This is a genomic window from Pseudochelatococcus contaminans, assembly GCF_014195635.1.
GTDB classification, from domain to species: Bacteria; Pseudomonadota; Alphaproteobacteria; order Rhizobiales; family Beijerinckiaceae; genus Pseudochelatococcus; species Pseudochelatococcus contaminans.
Genome location: NZ_JACICC010000003.1, coordinates 252,357 through 267,052, shown reverse-complemented (window position 1 = coordinate 267,052; position 14,696 = coordinate 252,357). Strand labels below are relative to the sequence as shown.

Annotated in this window: 10 protein-coding genes and 1 tRNA gene; 5 read left to right on the top strand and 6 right to left on the bottom strand. The window is 64.4% G+C overall.

The window, feature by feature from the left end:
• Positions 1 to 7: 7 nt before the first annotated feature.
• On the bottom strand, positions 8 to 2,533 hold the full coding sequence (locus FHS81_RS07710) for a pseudouridine synthase (RefSeq protein WP_183751607.1): 2,526 nt from the start codon (positions 2,531 to 2,533) through the stop codon (positions 8 to 10).
• 178 nt (positions 2,534 to 2,711) lie between these two features.
• Between FHS81_RS07710 and FHS81_RS07705 the strand changes: the two genes are divergently transcribed.
• Positions 2,712 to 3,140, top strand: coding sequence for a nucleoside deaminase (locus FHS81_RS07705; RefSeq protein WP_183752004.1), 429 nt, complete (start codon positions 2,712 to 2,714; stop codon positions 3,138 to 3,140).
• A gap of 59 nt (positions 3,141 to 3,199) precedes the next feature.
• Positions 3,200 to 4,108, top strand: coding sequence for a LysR family transcriptional regulator (locus tag FHS81_RS07700; protein WP_183751605.1), 909 nt, complete (start codon positions 3,200 to 3,202; stop codon positions 4,106 to 4,108).
• Here the strand turns inward: FHS81_RS07700 and FHS81_RS07695 are convergent.
• Positions 4,078 to 7,422: an ATP-binding protein gene (locus FHS81_RS07695; protein WP_183751603.1), complete on the bottom strand. Its 3,345-nt coding sequence runs from the start codon at positions 7,420 to 7,422 to the stop codon at positions 4,078 to 4,080. The two genes, FHS81_RS07700 and FHS81_RS07695, sit on opposite strands and share 31 nt — an antisense overlap.
• Positions 7,423 to 7,890: 468 nt before the next feature.
• On the opposite strand from FHS81_RS07695, the gene FHS81_RS07690 reads away from it, so the two are divergent.
• From FHS81_RS07690 to FHS81_RS07680, 3 genes are all read left to right on the top strand, one after another.
• A complete protein-coding gene (locus FHS81_RS07690; protein WP_183751601.1) occupies positions 7,891 to 8,358 on the top strand; it encodes a phasin in 468 nt (155 codons plus the stop codon).
• Positions 8,359 to 8,869: 511 nt separating this feature from the next.
• A complete protein-coding gene (locus FHS81_RS19170) occupies positions 8,870 to 10,105 on the top strand; it encodes a phasin family protein (RefSeq protein ID WP_183751599.1) in 1,236 nt (411 codons plus the stop codon).
• A 269-nt stretch (positions 10,106 to 10,374) separates the two neighbouring features.
• A tRNA-His gene (locus FHS81_RS07680) sits at positions 10,375 to 10,451 on the top strand.
• A gap of 84 nt (positions 10,452 to 10,535) precedes the next feature.
• Here FHS81_RS07680 and FHS81_RS07675 read toward each other — a convergent pair.
• The 4 genes from FHS81_RS07675 to FHS81_RS07660 all read right to left on the bottom strand — a co-directional run bounded on the left by FHS81_RS07675 (position 10,536) and on the right by FHS81_RS07660 (position 14,581).
• The gene (locus tag FHS81_RS07675; RefSeq protein ID WP_183751597.1) at positions 10,536 to 11,669 is read right to left on the bottom strand and encodes an amino acid ABC transporter permease; all 1,134 of its coding nucleotides are present in this window, start codon (positions 11,667 to 11,669) and stop codon (positions 10,536 to 10,538) included.
• The gene (locus FHS81_RS07670; RefSeq protein ID WP_246374906.1) at positions 11,666 to 12,862 is read right to left on the bottom strand and encodes an amino acid ABC transporter permease; all 1,197 of its coding nucleotides are present in this window, start codon (positions 12,860 to 12,862) and stop codon (positions 11,666 to 11,668) included. Before FHS81_RS07670 ends, FHS81_RS07675 begins: the two co-directional genes overlap by 4 nt.
• A 15-nt stretch (positions 12,863 to 12,877) precedes the next feature.
• The gene (locus tag FHS81_RS07665; RefSeq protein ID WP_428982444.1) at positions 12,878 to 13,837 is read right to left on the bottom strand and encodes an amino acid ABC transporter substrate-binding protein; all 960 of its coding nucleotides are present in this window, start codon (positions 13,835 to 13,837) and stop codon (positions 12,878 to 12,880) included.
• A gap of 174 nt (positions 13,838 to 14,011) precedes the next feature.
• On the bottom strand, positions 14,012 to 14,581 hold the full coding sequence (locus tag FHS81_RS07660) for a flavin reductase family protein (protein ID WP_343052450.1): 570 nt from the start codon (positions 14,579 to 14,581) through the stop codon (positions 14,012 to 14,014).
• Positions 14,582 to 14,696: the final 115 nt, after the last annotated feature.

Sequence of the window (14,696 nt, the reverse complement as noted above, 5' to 3'; positions counted from 1 at the left end):
TGAACCGTCAGGACTTACGCGGCGGACGCGACCCGCCACGCGGCCGGTCGGAAGATGGGCGACCACCTGATGGCCTATCGCCAGATGGTTTGCCGCCGAATGGCCTACCACCGGAAGGACGGCCCTCCGATTTGCCAGCGAAAGACCGACCGCCTTCTGGCCTGCTCCGGTCACCAAAACCGCGACCACCCGTCGGACGCTCGCCGCGCTTTTCGAAACGGCGCTCGCCGTCCGCACCGCCCTCGGGGCGACGAGGGCGGCGGTCATCGCCGCGACCCGAGAAGCCCTCGGAACGATCCGCAAACCGCTTGCCGCCGAATGAGCGATCACCCTCGGGACGGCTCCGGTCACCAAAACCACGACCGCCCGCAGGACGCTCGCCGCGCTTCTCAAAGCGACGCTCACCTTCCGCGCCGCCCTCAGGGCGACGGGGGCGCCGGTCATCGCCGCGACCTGAAAAGCCCTCAGAGCGATCGGCAAAGCGCTTGCCGCCAAACGAACGATCACCCTCCGGACGGCTCCGATCACCAAAACCACGGCCACCCGCAGGACGCTCACCACGCTTTTCAAAACGACGCTCGCCGTCCGCACCGCCCTCAGGACGACGGGGGCGGCGGTCATCGCCGCGACCCGAAAAGCCCTCGGAACGATCGGCAAACCGCTTGCCGCCGAATGAACGATCACCCTCGGGACGGCTCCGGTCACCAAAACCACGGCCGCCCGCAGGACGCTCGCCGCGCCTCTCGAAACGGCGCTCGCCGTCCGCACCGCCTTCGGGGCGACGGGGGCGGCGGTCATCGCTGCGATCCGAAAAACCTTCGGAGCGATCCGAGAAGCGGCGGGGGCGATCCCCGAAGCTCTGCCGCTGCTGCTGCGGACCATCACTGAAGCGGCGCGCCGGGCGCTCGCCGCGCGGTGCGAAGCCGCCGCGATCCTGTTCGTCACGCTCCGGGCGAACGGTTCGTTCCGCCAGCCTGGGCGGGTTGACGATACGCTCAACCTTCACCTTACGCCCACCGGGATCGGTCACGACGCCGACGCGAGCGTGCACACGCTCGCCGCTGTGCTGACGGGCAACCTGCGCATCTGCACCGCGACGGGGAATGCGCTTGCCGCGCGGGCGCTCGCCTTCCGTTTGGTCGTCGCGCCACACAGCGCGCTGCCGCGAGCGCTCCTCGAAAGCTTCCTCGCGCCGGGCCGGCGGGTTTTCGCCCCCCGCGCGCTGTGACCGCACCGCCGCGTTCGGCTCGAAGGAACCGGCGTCGAAATCGGCGCCGGCCTCGGCAGCCAGTGTCTCGCCAAGCTGGTCGCGAAGAACGCGCGTGCGCACTTCCTCAACCTCGCCCTCATGCAGATCGCCGAGCTGAAACGGGCCGAACGAGATACGGATCAGCCGGTTCACGCGCAGGCCGAGATGTTCGAGGATGCGCTTGACCTCACGGTTCTTGCCTTCGCGCAAGCCCAGCGTCAGCCAGATATTGTCGCCCTGCCGGCGCTGGATCAGGGCCTCCACCGGGCCGTAATGCATGCCGTCGATGGTGATGCCATCGCGCAAGGCGTCAAGCTGGGCCTGATCGGTGTCGCCGTAGGCGCGCACGCGGTAGCGCCGCAGCCAGCCGGTTTCGGGGTGCTCCAGCACGCCGGAGAGGCCACCATCGTTGGTGAGCAGCAGCAGCCCTTCGGTGTTGATGTCCAACCGGCCCACCGCCACCACGCGGGGCAGCTCTTCCGGCAGCGCATCGAACACCGTCGGCCGCCGCTCGGGATCGCGGGCTGTGGTCACGAGGCCGCGCGGCTTGTGGTAGAGCCATAGCCGCGTGCGGTCACGCGAGGGCATCGGGGCACCGTCGATCACGATGCGGTCTTGGGGCGAGACGAGGGTGACAGGGGTGTCGATCACCTTGCCGTTCACCGCAACCCGGCCCTCGGCGATCATCACCTCGGCATCGCGCCGTGAGGCGATGCCGGCGCGGGACATGGCCTTGGCAATACGCTCCGGCGCATTCGAACGGCTGATCGCGCCGGCATCCTGACGCACACCAGCTTCGGCATCGCGGGCATCGCGCGGACGGCCAGCACGAGCGGGGCGCTCATCACCGAACTTCCCGGACGATGATTTGCCGGAGAACTGTCTATCAGAGAAGGGCTTGCCGCCTTCCTTCTTCCTGTCGAAGGACCGGTCGCCTGCGGGCTTGCTCCCGAAAGACTTTTCGGAAAAGGATTTGCCGCCGAACGACTTGCTACCGAACGACTTGCCGCCAAAGGATTTGCCAGCAAACGACTTGCCGCCGTCGGACCTGCCTTCGCCAGAGCTGCGTTCGCTGAATTTCCGCTCACCGAACTTGCGCCCGGAGGATCTCGCATCGCCGTCCTTGCCGCCGGCAAACGGACGCGGGCCTCCGAACTTCGGGGCACCGAATTTTGGCGCACCCTTTGCAGGTCCGCCACGGCTGATTCTGCCCTTGGACGGGCCCGCGGCATCGCCGCCGGGCCGTCGAGCGGGGCCGCGCTCGTTCTTCGATTTGTCGGTCATTGGCTGCTCATAGCAGAGTGATCGCATTGACGCGAGAGCATCAAGGCACAATAACGGGCGGCACGCTCGCTTTTATTTCATGCCGGACAACCTTTGCATCCTGATGTCACCGCAATGCCCCTCCGATAGCCGGTTTCCCGCTGACCGTGCGCCCGATGATCGCGGGGATACGGACCCGATGTCCGTTGCCTTTCACGAGGCACGGCTGGCGGCTTCGGCGGGCGAGGTGCCCGTCGGCGCGGTGGTGGTGCGGGCCGGCGTCATCATCGCGCGCGCCCACAACCGCACCCGCCGCGACAACGACCCCACAGCCCACGCCGAAGTGCTGGCGATCCGCGCCGCGTGCCGTGAACTGGCGAGCGAGCGCCTGCCCGACTGCGATCTCTACGTCACGCTGGAGCCCTGCCCCATGTGCGCGGCGACGATTTCGTTCGCCCGCATCCGGCGGCTCTATTACGGCGCGGAAGACCCCAAGGGCGGCGCGGTCGACAATGGCGTGCGGCTGTTCAGCGCCCCCACCTGCCACCACGCCCCGGACGTCTATGGTGGTTTGCGCGCGGGCGAATCAGCGGCTTTGCTGAAGGATTTTTTTCGCGAACGGCGATAAAGCGCCGCAAGTTGATCGCCACTGTTGCCTGAAAGCTGATAATCGCCCATTCTGCCGCCATGGATAGAATGGGTGATCTCGATACATTCGCGCAGGTCGTTGCGGCGGGCAGCATGTCGGCGGCCGGGCGCGACATGGGCCTGTCAACGGCGGTTATTTCCAAGCGCATCCGGCGTCTTGAGGAGCGGCTTGGCGTGCGTCTGCTGCAACGCACAACGCGGCAGATCACTCTCACGGAAGCTGGCCATGGCCTTTATGAGCGCGCCGTCGCCATCCTCGCCAGCGTCGAGGAAGCGGAGGCCTGGGTGGCGCGCGGCAGCGCCGAGGTGCGCGGCGTCCTCAAAGTATCGGCCCCGACATCTTTTGGCCGGATGCACGTTGCACCGCGCCTGCTGACATTTCTGCAACGGCATCCGGGCCTGACCGTGGATTTCAACCTTACGGACGAATTCGTCGATGTCGTCGGGCAGGGATTCGACGTTGCCGTGCGCATCGCCGATCTGGCGGATTCAAGCCTCGTTGCGCGTCGACTGGCGCCCAACCACCGCCTGCTGGTCGCCGCGCCGGCCTATCTCGAACGCGCCGGCACGCCTGCGCACATCGACGACCTGCCCCACCATACGCTGTTGGCCCACAACACCGACCACTGGCGGCTGGAGGGGCCGGACGGGCAGCACGTGGTGCGCATCAACGCCCCGCTGCGCACCAATTCCAGCGAGGTGGTGCGCGAGGCGGTAATCGCCGGCATGGGGGTCGCGCTGCGCTCGACATGGGATATCGGCCCGGAACTGCGCGACGGCAGCCTGCGGGCGGTTCTGCCCGGCTATGGCGCATCGCGCCGGGTGGCGGTCTACGCCGTTTATCCCAGCCGCCGCCATCTGGAACAGAAGGTGCGCGTGTTCGTGGACTATCTCGCCGAGATTTTCGGGCCAACCCCTTATTGGGATGAGGGATTAGCCCTTTCCTGAACGCCGGCCGAAGGCGTCTTGCCCTGCGCGGCAGCGGTGCGCGGGAACACGATTTCCACCAGCGTTCCCTCCGTCGGTGTGCTGGTGATGGAAAACCGACCGCCGCTTGCCTCAACGAGTGCACGCGTCAATGGCAGACCGAGTCCTGCCCCATCTGCCCGGCCAAGATGCGTCGTGTTGAGCTGCGCGAACGGTGTCAGCGCCGCCGTCACCTGCGAGCGCGTCATGCCGATGCCGGTATCGCGAATCCGCAGAGCCGCTCCACCGTCATCGGTCCGCGCCGTCGACACGATCACCTGCCCGCCCGCGTCGGTGAACTTCACCGCATTCGACAGCAGGTTGAGCACGATCTGCTGCAACGCCCGTTCGTCGATGTTCACGCTCGGCAGGCCCTGCGGCAGGCTCGTGCGCAGCACCACCTGCTGACGCTCGGCCTGCGGCATCATCAGGCCGACGCAGGCCGAAACGACATGGTTCAACAGCACATCGGCAGGTGCAAGCTCCAGACGCCCGGCCTCGATGCGGGCAAGGTCGAGCAGGTCGTTGACGAGGCTGATGACCTGCCCGCCGGAACTGTGGATGTCGCGCAGGTACTCGCGGTAACGTTCGGTGCCGATGGGCCCGAAGCGCTCTTCCAGCATCACCTCGGCAAAGCCGATGATGGCGTTGAGCGGCGTGCGGATCTCGTGGCTCACCCGCGCCAGGAACTGGGCCTGATCGCCCGATTCCAGCCGCGCCGGCGCGGCGATATGGCCCGCGGCCGGCGCACTCCCGCTCACATCCCGCAGGATGGCGAAGAAGCGTTGCGAACGCCCGGCATGCCCACGCCCCGTGCCGGGTGCGCCATCGCCGGGATCCGGCGCGAGACGGCCCATGATCATCGTCAGCGGGATTTCGTCCGCCCCCGGCCCTGCCGCCGCCGGCGCACGCGCCCGCACCGCCAGCCCGTCATTGAGCACGCTGGCAAGACCGCCAGCGCGCAAACCTTCGAAGTAAGCGGTGGCGACCGAGCGGCTCTCCGGCGATAGCAGATGCCAGAAGGTGCCGCCGACAACGTCAGTTTCCTCGCAGCCAAACAGAGCCTCGGCGGAACGGTTCATCGACAGCAACCGCCCGAGACCGTCCAGCGTGACGACGCCATCGGTGGCCGTGTCCAGAATTGTGTCAAGCGCCCGCACACGCGCTTCCTGATGGCGCAACTCCCGCTCCAGCGCGCGCAGATGCGCTTCCGTTCGCGGCTCAATGGCACGGCGGAAGGAAATCAGCGTCGCAGGCCGGTCCTGATCCGCCCACGGAATGGTCGTCATGCGCGCATCGACAGACACCGGCGCGCCATAAGCCGTGCGCAGCGCCAGCGGGGCATCGCCGCCGCCGGGCGTGCTCACGAACAGCGAGCGCAACCCGCCAGCGCTGCGGAAGGCCGCAGCATCCTCGTAACCGAGCAGGTCCAGCAGCGCGCGATTGACGAACAAGGTTTCGGTATCGCGGCTGACAATCATGCCGATGGGAAGCCGGTTGGCGATGAGGGCAACGGAATCACTCACATCGAGACCAACATCGACACGCGCGTCGGACGATGCAGCTTCATGCGCTTCTGCCGCAGGTGGCAGAGCAGAGACAGGCAACCGGGCGACTGCCGGCATGACATCCGGGACCACAGTGTCCGGAACCACCGTGTCAGCAGCAGTCACCTCCCGAAGAACCACCACGTCGGGCGGCGGAACAGCGATAGATGCAACGGCGGGCGTTTCCACCGGCTCCGGCTCGTCGTCGACCGGATCAGGGCGCATTGCAGCCAAGGGGCCTTCTGTGTCCAGCTCCGCAGAGACCGGCTCCAGACCGGCGATTGCAGGTCGAGGTTCCGGCTTTTCGGGAAGCGGGTCCGGCGAGCCCGTATCGGCCAGCGGGGGGAGCATCTCCTCCTCTGGCGGAGCAGCCGTTTCCGTCTCTGTCTCATCGAAGTCATCGACCGGACGCAGCAGCAGCCTTTTGCGATGCGACATATGATCGCTCAACGTCCCGAAAGGCGCGGGCGCGGCATCATTCGACTTTGCATGCGATACTTCAGAATCGCTGACAGCACTCATGGATGCATCGCGTTCCGCGACGACGGGCTGCTCTGCCTCCGCAGCGGGTGCAGGCGGGAGCTTAACCTCGGGCTGCGCTTTTTCCGTCTCATCGGGCACGAGCCGCAGGCCAGCCGCGCCACGTCCGGTTGGCTTCTGGGGTTTATCCGCCTTTGCTGGCGCGCTTGCCTCGGAACGGGCTGGCTCCTGCGCCTCAGCAGCCGCAGAAGAACGCAGAACGCCAAGCGCCTTGGCAATATCGCGAAACGCCTGCTTCTCGTTATCGCTCAATCCGGCGCGATGTCCTTCGTCACGCGGTCGTGTGTCAGGCGTTTCGCGTGGCTCGTCCCGACGAGACGCGGTCAGAGCCTCCTGAATGTCGACGTCCTGCATGCTATCACGAAGACGCGCCACCCGCGCGATGCCGAAACCGCGATAGCCCCGAAACCGCCGGCGGCCATCGTGCACGGGAATCCCGGCCATTTCCACGATAAGGCGCGGCATGTCGGCATCGTCGCCGACGCGCCATTGCACTTCTTTGCCGCTCCATGTGGCTTGGCGCGCCAAGGCGGCCGCAACGCCGTCGCCGGGATCGACAACGATCCCCGCGTCTACAAGCGAGGGCCAGGTGCGCCCGCCAATCGCGCCGGCTTCATGGCCGACAAGCGCTGCAAGCTCTGTGGATACACGCGTCAGGCATCCGTCCGTGTCGCTTTCCCAGATGAAACGAACTGTCGGCCTGCTGCCGGCAAACGCAAACAGCCGCCCGAACTGATCCGCGCGCCCCGCTGCCGCATCCGGCACATCATCATGCGGACGAACCGCAACAGCCTCAGCAGCAACGGGCGCAGCATCGCCGGAGATCGGCTCCTGCTCGACGACGACACGCGGAAGGCGCGGCAACGGGCCACGCAGGATGGTGAGCAGAAACTCGCCATCGCCCGTGGCGACGCGGTGGCATTCCAGCAGGAGGCGGGTGATGCCGTAACCCTGCGGCAAAGTGACGCGCTCCAGCCGCACACCACTTCCAGCGGACAGGGCCGCCGCGACGCGCCGAAGGCGGCCGCGCAGATTTTCACCCCCTGCCGCGCGCAATGCGGGGGCAAGGCCAGCAGTGCCCACGGAGGCGCCGATCACGCGGCTCCCGTCAAGCGACCAGAGCACAGCGGCGGTCTCCCGCTCGACAAGCTCTGCCAGCGCCGGATCGTTCCATAGCTTTTGACCGGCCGTATCCGAACCTCGGGACATACGAATCACCCGCTTGCAAATCGCCCGTCAGATTATTGAACAAGCGACGCGACATATGACTAACGAAACGTTAATATACCCTTGTACGCAGAACGTCACGAAAACTGCGTATCCTGTCGGGCGCAAGCTGGAATCAGCGTTAATGCTGCGGCAGGAGCTTCTTGGGCAACTGCTTCCCGGGGGCGATGTTTCGTGCGCCATCGTGGAGCAGCGATCGCGGCTGGTCTGCATCCCGATGCCGGGCGGGGTATGTCCATCGCCCGTCAGCCTGTCATCGGCGTCAACCCCGGCCCTGCCGGAAGGGCTGTCACCCTTCTGACGGACAGGCCGGAAAAGTTGACAGAGCAACGTTTCTTCAAGACGTTGCTCTTGCAATGTTGCGCCGCAACATATAAGCATTGCGATGCACAAGTCTTGTGTCGCAAATCCTGTATCGAGTGTATCCAGTATTTTCCTAGGAGCCCTACGATGACCAACACCACCCCGAACTACGAAATCCCCGCAGAACTGCGCGAGTTCGCAGAAAAGAGCGTCGAGCAGGCTCGCAAGGCTTTCGACGGCTACCTCAGCGCCGCTCACAAGGCTGTCGCCGCGTTCGAGAACCAGTCCACGCCGGTTCCTTTCAACACGCACGAAGTTGCTCGCCGCACGCTCTCCTACGCCGAGACGAACGTTGGCGCTGCATTCGACCTGGCTGAGAAGCTGGTGCGCGCCAAGGATCTGCGCGAAGTTTCGCAGTACCAGAACGAGTACCTGAAGAACCAGTTCGCTGCTCTGCAGGAACAGGCTCGTGACTTCGGTTCGGTTGTCCAGAAGTCCGCCAGCGAAGCTACCCAGCACGTGCAGAACGCCGTGAAGGAAGCGACCAACAAGGCAACGGAAGCCACGCAGGCTGTGACCGATGCCGCCAAGGACGCGACGAAGTCCCACGCTTGATCAACTCCCACGCGTGATCGTGAGCCGGCTGCGCCGGGGCGACAGCTCCGGACGCAGCCGGGCCGATCATGCACAGTCCGCGTGACCGTATCGATTGAGCAACGCGCGGACATGAATGCGACTGTTTTTTGCATTTATCCATCACAGCTATGGACAAATGCATCATTTCATCTTTCAATTCCGGGGATATCCTGTGAATGACGGATGTCAGGCCGGATCGTCCAGAAGTTTTGCGACGACCCCGTATGAATGACGGCGGGCATGTGGCTCAATAGTGGGATCTGTCCGCAAATCTTTCAGCCGAAACCGGACCTGCCCTGAAGCAGGAACGGAACGGCAAGTTCGATATGTCCCATAGGGACATCGCGGCGTCACGCGACGCTGGCATATCGACGGGATGTTCGCCGGCCGTGTCGCGGCTCTCCAGTGATCGGCCGCGTTAGATCCCTGACGGCCCTCCCGGTTCATGGCGATACTAGGGTTGGCATTTATTAGACGGAGCAGGATTTCCATGACGACGCGCAAGGCAGGTGGGCCCCCCGCAACTGGCGGCAGGAAGAGGACGAGCCCGGTAAAAACCGCAACGACGACCACGGCAAATAAAGAGGCCCCGGTCGTTGCCGCCGCTACGCCGGACACGACCTCCGCCGCAGCCGCATCCCCTGCTGCCGCTCCTGTCCCTGCTCCCGCCGCAGCCGCTGCCCCGGCAGCAGCGAAACCCCGCGCAGCAGCCACCTCCACCCGTGCGCTGGCACAGGCCGCCAAGGTGACCGAAACGCCGCCGACATCCAGCCAGCTGAAAACCGACGAAGCCAAGGCTGAAACGTCCGTAGCCAGCGCCCCCAAGGTCGAGCATTCCGAAAAGGAAGCTCCCAAGGCTGAAGCACACAAAGCTGAAGTTTCCGAAACAAAGGCTGCCGAAGCCCCGAAGCTTGTTGAAGCTCCGAAGCCCGTTGAGGCCGCCAAGCCTGTTGAGGCACCCAAGCCCGTCGAGGCTGCAAAGCCCGTCGAGGCCCCCAAGCCTGTTGAAGCTGCGAAACCTGCTGCGGCGGCCAATCCGCCTGCTTCCCCTGCGCCCGTTGCCGAAGCTGCCCACACCGAGGCTGGCAAGGCGGAAGGCGTGAAGGCTGCGACTGCCAAGCCCGCTCCTGCTCATACGAGGGCCAAGGCTGCTCCTGCTGCGGGAACTGTGGCCCCTTCCACCGACAAGCATGCCCATTCCAGCGGCCTGTTCGACGAGCGCACGCCCGTCACCGGCATCGCCCGCGATACGGCCGCGCCGGTTGAGCCGAAGCAGGCTGAAATCGAAAAGCCGGCCATCGCAGCAAGCGCCGCCGTTGCGGCCGAGGCTGTGGAGAAGGCTGCCGTGAGCCTTGGGCTGGCAGCTGTCGCCCAGCTTCGCACCCACCCGGCTGCCGCTCAGCGCCAGCGGGCAGGCTACAAGACGATCAACGATCAGAGCGAGATCTGGACGCGGAACGTCTCCATCGCGACGCGCGGCGTGACCGAACTCAACACCAAGCTTTTCGATCTTGTCCGCACCCAGACCGATGGCGCTATCGATCTGTGGCGTCGTCTGCTGAGCGCCGGCTCGCTGGCCGAAGCCGTTGAGCTGCATACCCGTGAGCTGCGCCGCCAGTTTGAGACGACCTCCACCCAGCTCAAGGATATCGCCCAGACCTCGAACCGCCTGCTGACGGATGTCCTCTCCCCGTCCCGCCAGGACGACAAGGACACGCGTCACTGACGCTGTGAGTCTGCGTTACACCGCAAGAGGTTACATCCCGCCGCCGGATTATGTCCGGCGGCAGTTTTTTTACGACGCTGTATGCTAGAGCCGCATCCTTTAGCCCTGCAACGCCTGCGATGCACGGGTTTGTTATTAATATCGCGGTTGCAGCGATTGTTTCACTTGCGTCATGGGCGTGTGCTTGCTATTGGACATCATCCGATTCTTCCAAAGCATCTCACGACGTGAATCGGTCGGCGGAAACGTTCGACTTCCGTCATGGTTTTGCAGCTGTAGCTCAGTTGGTTAGAGCGCTTGATTGTGGATCAAGAGGTCGCCCGTTCGAACCGGGCCAGCTGTACCATTCAATTCCCCGTACAATAAATCCTGCCTGAAATGCGTTGAGAGCGCCGCATGTTATGATGCGCGCTCATCCGCTGAAGCTGGTTTATCGCCGATGTGATACGTTCAGCCGCCGCTCCAGCCATATGCTGTAACGCGAGCCGCCGTAGCACAGGATGAAATAGATAAAGGCCACCAGCATATAGGCTTCATCATAATAGCCCAGCCACTTGGGATCGGTCGCGGATGCTCTTGCTGCATTCAGCAGATCGAAAATGCCGATGGTGGCCAGCAGCGACGTGGCCAGCAGGAAGCCGATTGCCTGATTGACCAGAGCGGGCACGACAGTCCGCAGCGCCTGCGGCAGGATGATGAGTTGCGTGGTGCGCCAGTAGCCGAGCCCCAACGCCTTGGCAGCATCTTCCTGCCCTGCGGGGATGGTTTGCAAGCCGCCGCGCACAACCTCCGCGATGTAGGCTGACCAGAACAACGTTATCATGATCATGGCGCGGATCGTCTTGTCGATCAGCGCGCCGCCGGGCACGGCCATCGGCAGGATCAGCATTGCGACATACAGAATCGCGATAAACGGAATCGCGCGCATCAGTTCGATAAACAGGATAGCCAGCACGCGGACGCCGCGCATGTTTGACCGCCGCGCCAGCGCCAGCCCGATGGCGAGCGGCGTGCCCAGCCCGAAGCAAACCGTCCACACCAGCATGGTCACGGGCAGGCCGCCCCACTGGTTCGACGCAACGGTGGGCGGCGAGAACGTTCCGGCCATCAGCAACCATGAACCGACGATGCCGACGAACCACGCCAGCAGCAGCTCTCGCCGCCACAGGCGCGGCGTGGCGGTTGCGACCAGCAGGGCTGCGATGACGACGAGCACCATGAACGGCCGCCAGTGCAGAGACGGCGGATAGAACGCGAACATGATGAAGTTGAACTTCGCGCCGATAAACGCCCAGCAAGCCCCCGCCGCCTGCGCGCAATCCTCGGAAGTGCCGGTCCAGACGGCATCGATGATCGCCCACCGCACAAACGGGGGAACAATGAGCCAGAGTGCCAGCACCGTCAGCAGGGTGATGAGGGTGTTCACCCACGTTCCGAACAAACCATTCCGCAGTTTGCGAAGACGCGCCAGCCCTGCCGCCACACCCTTTTCGCCCGCTGCGGGCCGGCGCTCCGCCTCACGCTCGCGACGAATCGAGGCCAGTGCGTCATCGACAGTGGTCATCGTCCCCCACTCCCGCGCAGCGCGACGCGCTCATTGTAGATGTTCATCAGCGCCGCAACCGACAGGTTGATGGTGAGAAACACCGCGATGAGGATGATGAGGGCTTCGAGCGACTGCCCAGTTGTGTTAGCAGTGGTGTTGATGACGCTGACCAGATCTGGATAGCCGATTGCCACAGCCAGACTCGAATCCTTGGTAAGATCGAGATACGACGACGTGATGAGTGGCGTGATCACCCGCAGCGCTTGCGGCACCACAATGAGATTCATGATCTGACTGCGCCGCAGCCCTAGCGACCGCGCGGCCTCCCACTGCCCCTGCCCCACCGATTCCACGCCCGCGCGAACGATTTCAGCGATGATCGCCGAAAACTTCACCGTCAGGCCAACGAGCAGCGCTGCGAACTCCGGCGACAGCACCATGCCGCCCTGAATGTTAAAGCCCCGCAGTTCAGGAATATCGAGAGCTGTCTGGACGCCAGTCAACCAGCCCGCGAGGGTAACCGCCGCCGCCAGCAAAGCAAAGGCCGCGAGACCGCGCAGGAAGGTCAACGTCGCACGGCGGCGGGCGATCAGGATGAAGGCCACGAACACCGCAATCGACACACCGACGAGGACAAGCGTCAGCCATGATCCGCCTGCCAACGTTACGCCGGGCAGATAGATGCCGCGATTGGTGAGGAAAATTGATTCCAGCACAGGCTGCGCCTGTCGCGGTGACGCAAATGCCTTGCTGAGGGACACCCAGAAGAAAAGCTGCAACAGCGTCGGTGTGTTGCGGATAATTTCGATATACCAGCGCACCAGCCCCGCGAGCAGCAGGTTGCGCGATAAACCGGCAATGCCCACCGAGACGCCCAAAAGGGTTGCCAGCAGACAGCCGAGAAACGCCACCCGCAACGTATTGAGCAGGCCAACGAACATCGCATAAAGATACGTGTCGCCAGCCTTGAAGGTAATCAGCGTTTCGCCGATCTCAAAATTGGCGGAGCGGGTCAGGAAGCCGAAACCGGGATTGATGCCGATCCGGTCCATGGTGGCGACGGTGTTGGCGCCAAGGATGTAGAGCAACAGGCCGACGCCGGCGAGAATACCGATCTGCGTGCCGATACGCGGCCCCAGCCACAGCCTGATGCGCGCGGCAAAACCGGGGCGCACGGCCCCGGTCGGTGGACTATCGGCAGTGGCCGTCATCGATACCTGCCGCGATCAGCGGAAGGGAGGCGAATACAGCAGGCCGCCGTTCGTCCAGATATTGTTGTAACCACGCTCCCAGCCGAGGGGCTTCAGGTGCCGCTCGAACACTTCGCCGTAGTTACCGACGTTCTTGATGATGTTGTACGCCCACTTGGGATCGAGGCCGATGGCCTGCGCCAGAGACGGATCGGCACCAAGGAAGCGGCGGATGGAGGGATCCTGCGAATCGAGGAACGTGTCGACATTCTCGGAGGTGATGCCAAGCTCTTCTGCCTGAATGAGCGCGTACACCGTCCAGTTCACCAGCTCCAGCCAGCGATCGTCACCGCCTGCGATGGCGGGCGCCAGCGGCTCCTTGGAGAGACGCTCCGGCAGCAGCACGTAGTTCTCGGGGTTTTTGAGCTGCCTCTGCTTGCCGACGAGATCGGCGCTGTCCTGCGTGATGGCGTCGACGCGGCCTTCCTCAAGCGCGGCATTGAACTGGCGCGTATCTTCGATGGTCAGCGGCTTGAAGCTTTTGCCCTGCTTGCGGAAGAAGTCCGCGAGGTTCAACTCGCCCGTGGTACCGCTCTGCACGCCGATGGTCGCGCCATCCAGCTCGGCAGCGCTCGTTACGCCCAGATCCTTGCGCACCAAAAGCCCCTGCCCGTCATAAAACACCGTCGGGCCAAAGTGGAAGCCAAGTTGCAGCGCGCGTGTCGGCGTGATGGTGACGCCGGAAAGCAGGATATCGAACTCGCCCGCCTGAAGCGCCGGCAAACGCTGCTGCGGCGACGACGAGGTGAACTCGATCTTTTCCGGATCGCCCAGCGCGGTAATCGCGAGCGCCCGGCCGATATCGACGAAGAACCCCTGCCAGCGGCCGCTGCTGTCCGGAGAGAAGAAACCGGGCGTCGTGCCGACACCTGCCTTGATCGAACCGCGCGACGTGATCTTGTCGAGCGTGGGGCCGGCATAAGCCGCCGTCGCCATCAGAGCCCCCGCCGCAACGAGAGAGGCAGCCAGCACGCGGGACACGCGCTGCTTGACGCTCGCCGGTTTCACACTATCAACCAACCCCATGGAGACCCCCATCAATCATTGACTGCTGAACGGCATCCAGCACACTGCCGAAGCCGGATGAAATACGCTTGCTGACGAAACCCGTCAGGACTCTCCCGGCTGCCCACTGCGATAAGCGCCGTTCCAGAACAACAGCGGATCGATCTCCCCTTCCGGAACATGCACGCTCACCACGCGGCCGAAGAACACCGTATGGCTGGCGATCCGGGCCTCTTCCGTCAGGATGCAGTCGAAACCGACAAGCGCGGTTTTCAGCACGGGAGCGCCGGTGCCGAGGGTCGTCCACTCGCCGAACTCGAAACGGCGGGCACGGAAGGCCGGCACGGAAAACTTCTCCGCCAGCCCGCGATCATGCGCACCCAGCACATTGACGCTGAACCGGCGCGAGCGAACGATGTAATCGTGAGCGGAAGCCGTCTGCGAAACACCGATCAGCAGCGTGGGCGGGTCCGCCGAAACCGAACTGACAGCCGTGGCGACAAGGCCGTGGCGCGTTCCCTCGAAATCGGTGGCGATGATAGACACCCCCGAGGCCAGACGCCGCATGCCCTGCTTGAAAAGCGCCGGCTCCACGGCTTCATGGATGGTTCCATTCTCGACGGCGTTCGCCCGACGCTCGCCCGGAAACGGAACAACGCTCACTGTATCAGTCACTTGCTCGACTCCAATACCCGCCTGCAGGCGTCCGCTAAACCGCACCGCGTCCGTTTCGGACGGCTGGCCTGCCTCGATTTCCATCATCCGCACAGTCGACCGCCCCCTGCCCGGC

Bases quoted from the DNA above. Each gene is read 5' to 3' on its own strand.
- FHS81_RS07695 (WP_183751603.1), bottom strand. From the start codon at position 7,422: ATGTCCCGAGGTTCGGATACGGCCGGTCAAAAGCTATGGAACGATCCG.
- FHS81_RS07665 (WP_428982444.1), bottom strand. From the start codon at position 13,837: ATGGCGACGGCGGCTTATGCCGGCCCCACGCTCGACAAGATCACGTCG.
- FHS81_RS07675 (WP_183751597.1), bottom strand. From the start codon at position 11,669: ATGACCACTGTCGATGACGCACTGGCCTCGATTCGTCGCGAGCGTGAG.
- FHS81_RS07670 (WP_246374906.1), bottom strand. From the start codon at position 12,862: ATGACGGCCACTGCCGATAGTCCACCGACCGGGGCCGTGCGCCCCGGT.
- FHS81_RS07710 (WP_183751607.1), bottom strand. From the start codon at position 2,533: ATGACCGACAAATCGAAGAACGAGCGCGGCCCCGCTCGACGGCCCGGC.
- FHS81_RS07705 (WP_183752004.1), top strand. From the start codon at position 2,712: ATGTCCGTTGCCTTTCACGAGGCACGGCTGGCGGCTTCGGCGGGCGAG.
- FHS81_RS19170 (WP_183751599.1), top strand. From the start codon at position 8,870: ATGACGACGCGCAAGGCAGGTGGGCCCCCCGCAACTGGCGGCAGGAAG.
- FHS81_RS07700 (WP_183751605.1), top strand. From the start codon at position 3,200: ATGGATAGAATGGGTGATCTCGATACATTCGCGCAGGTCGTTGCGGCG.
- FHS81_RS07690 (WP_183751601.1), top strand. From the start codon at position 7,891: ATGACCAACACCACCCCGAACTACGAAATCCCCGCAGAACTGCGCGAG.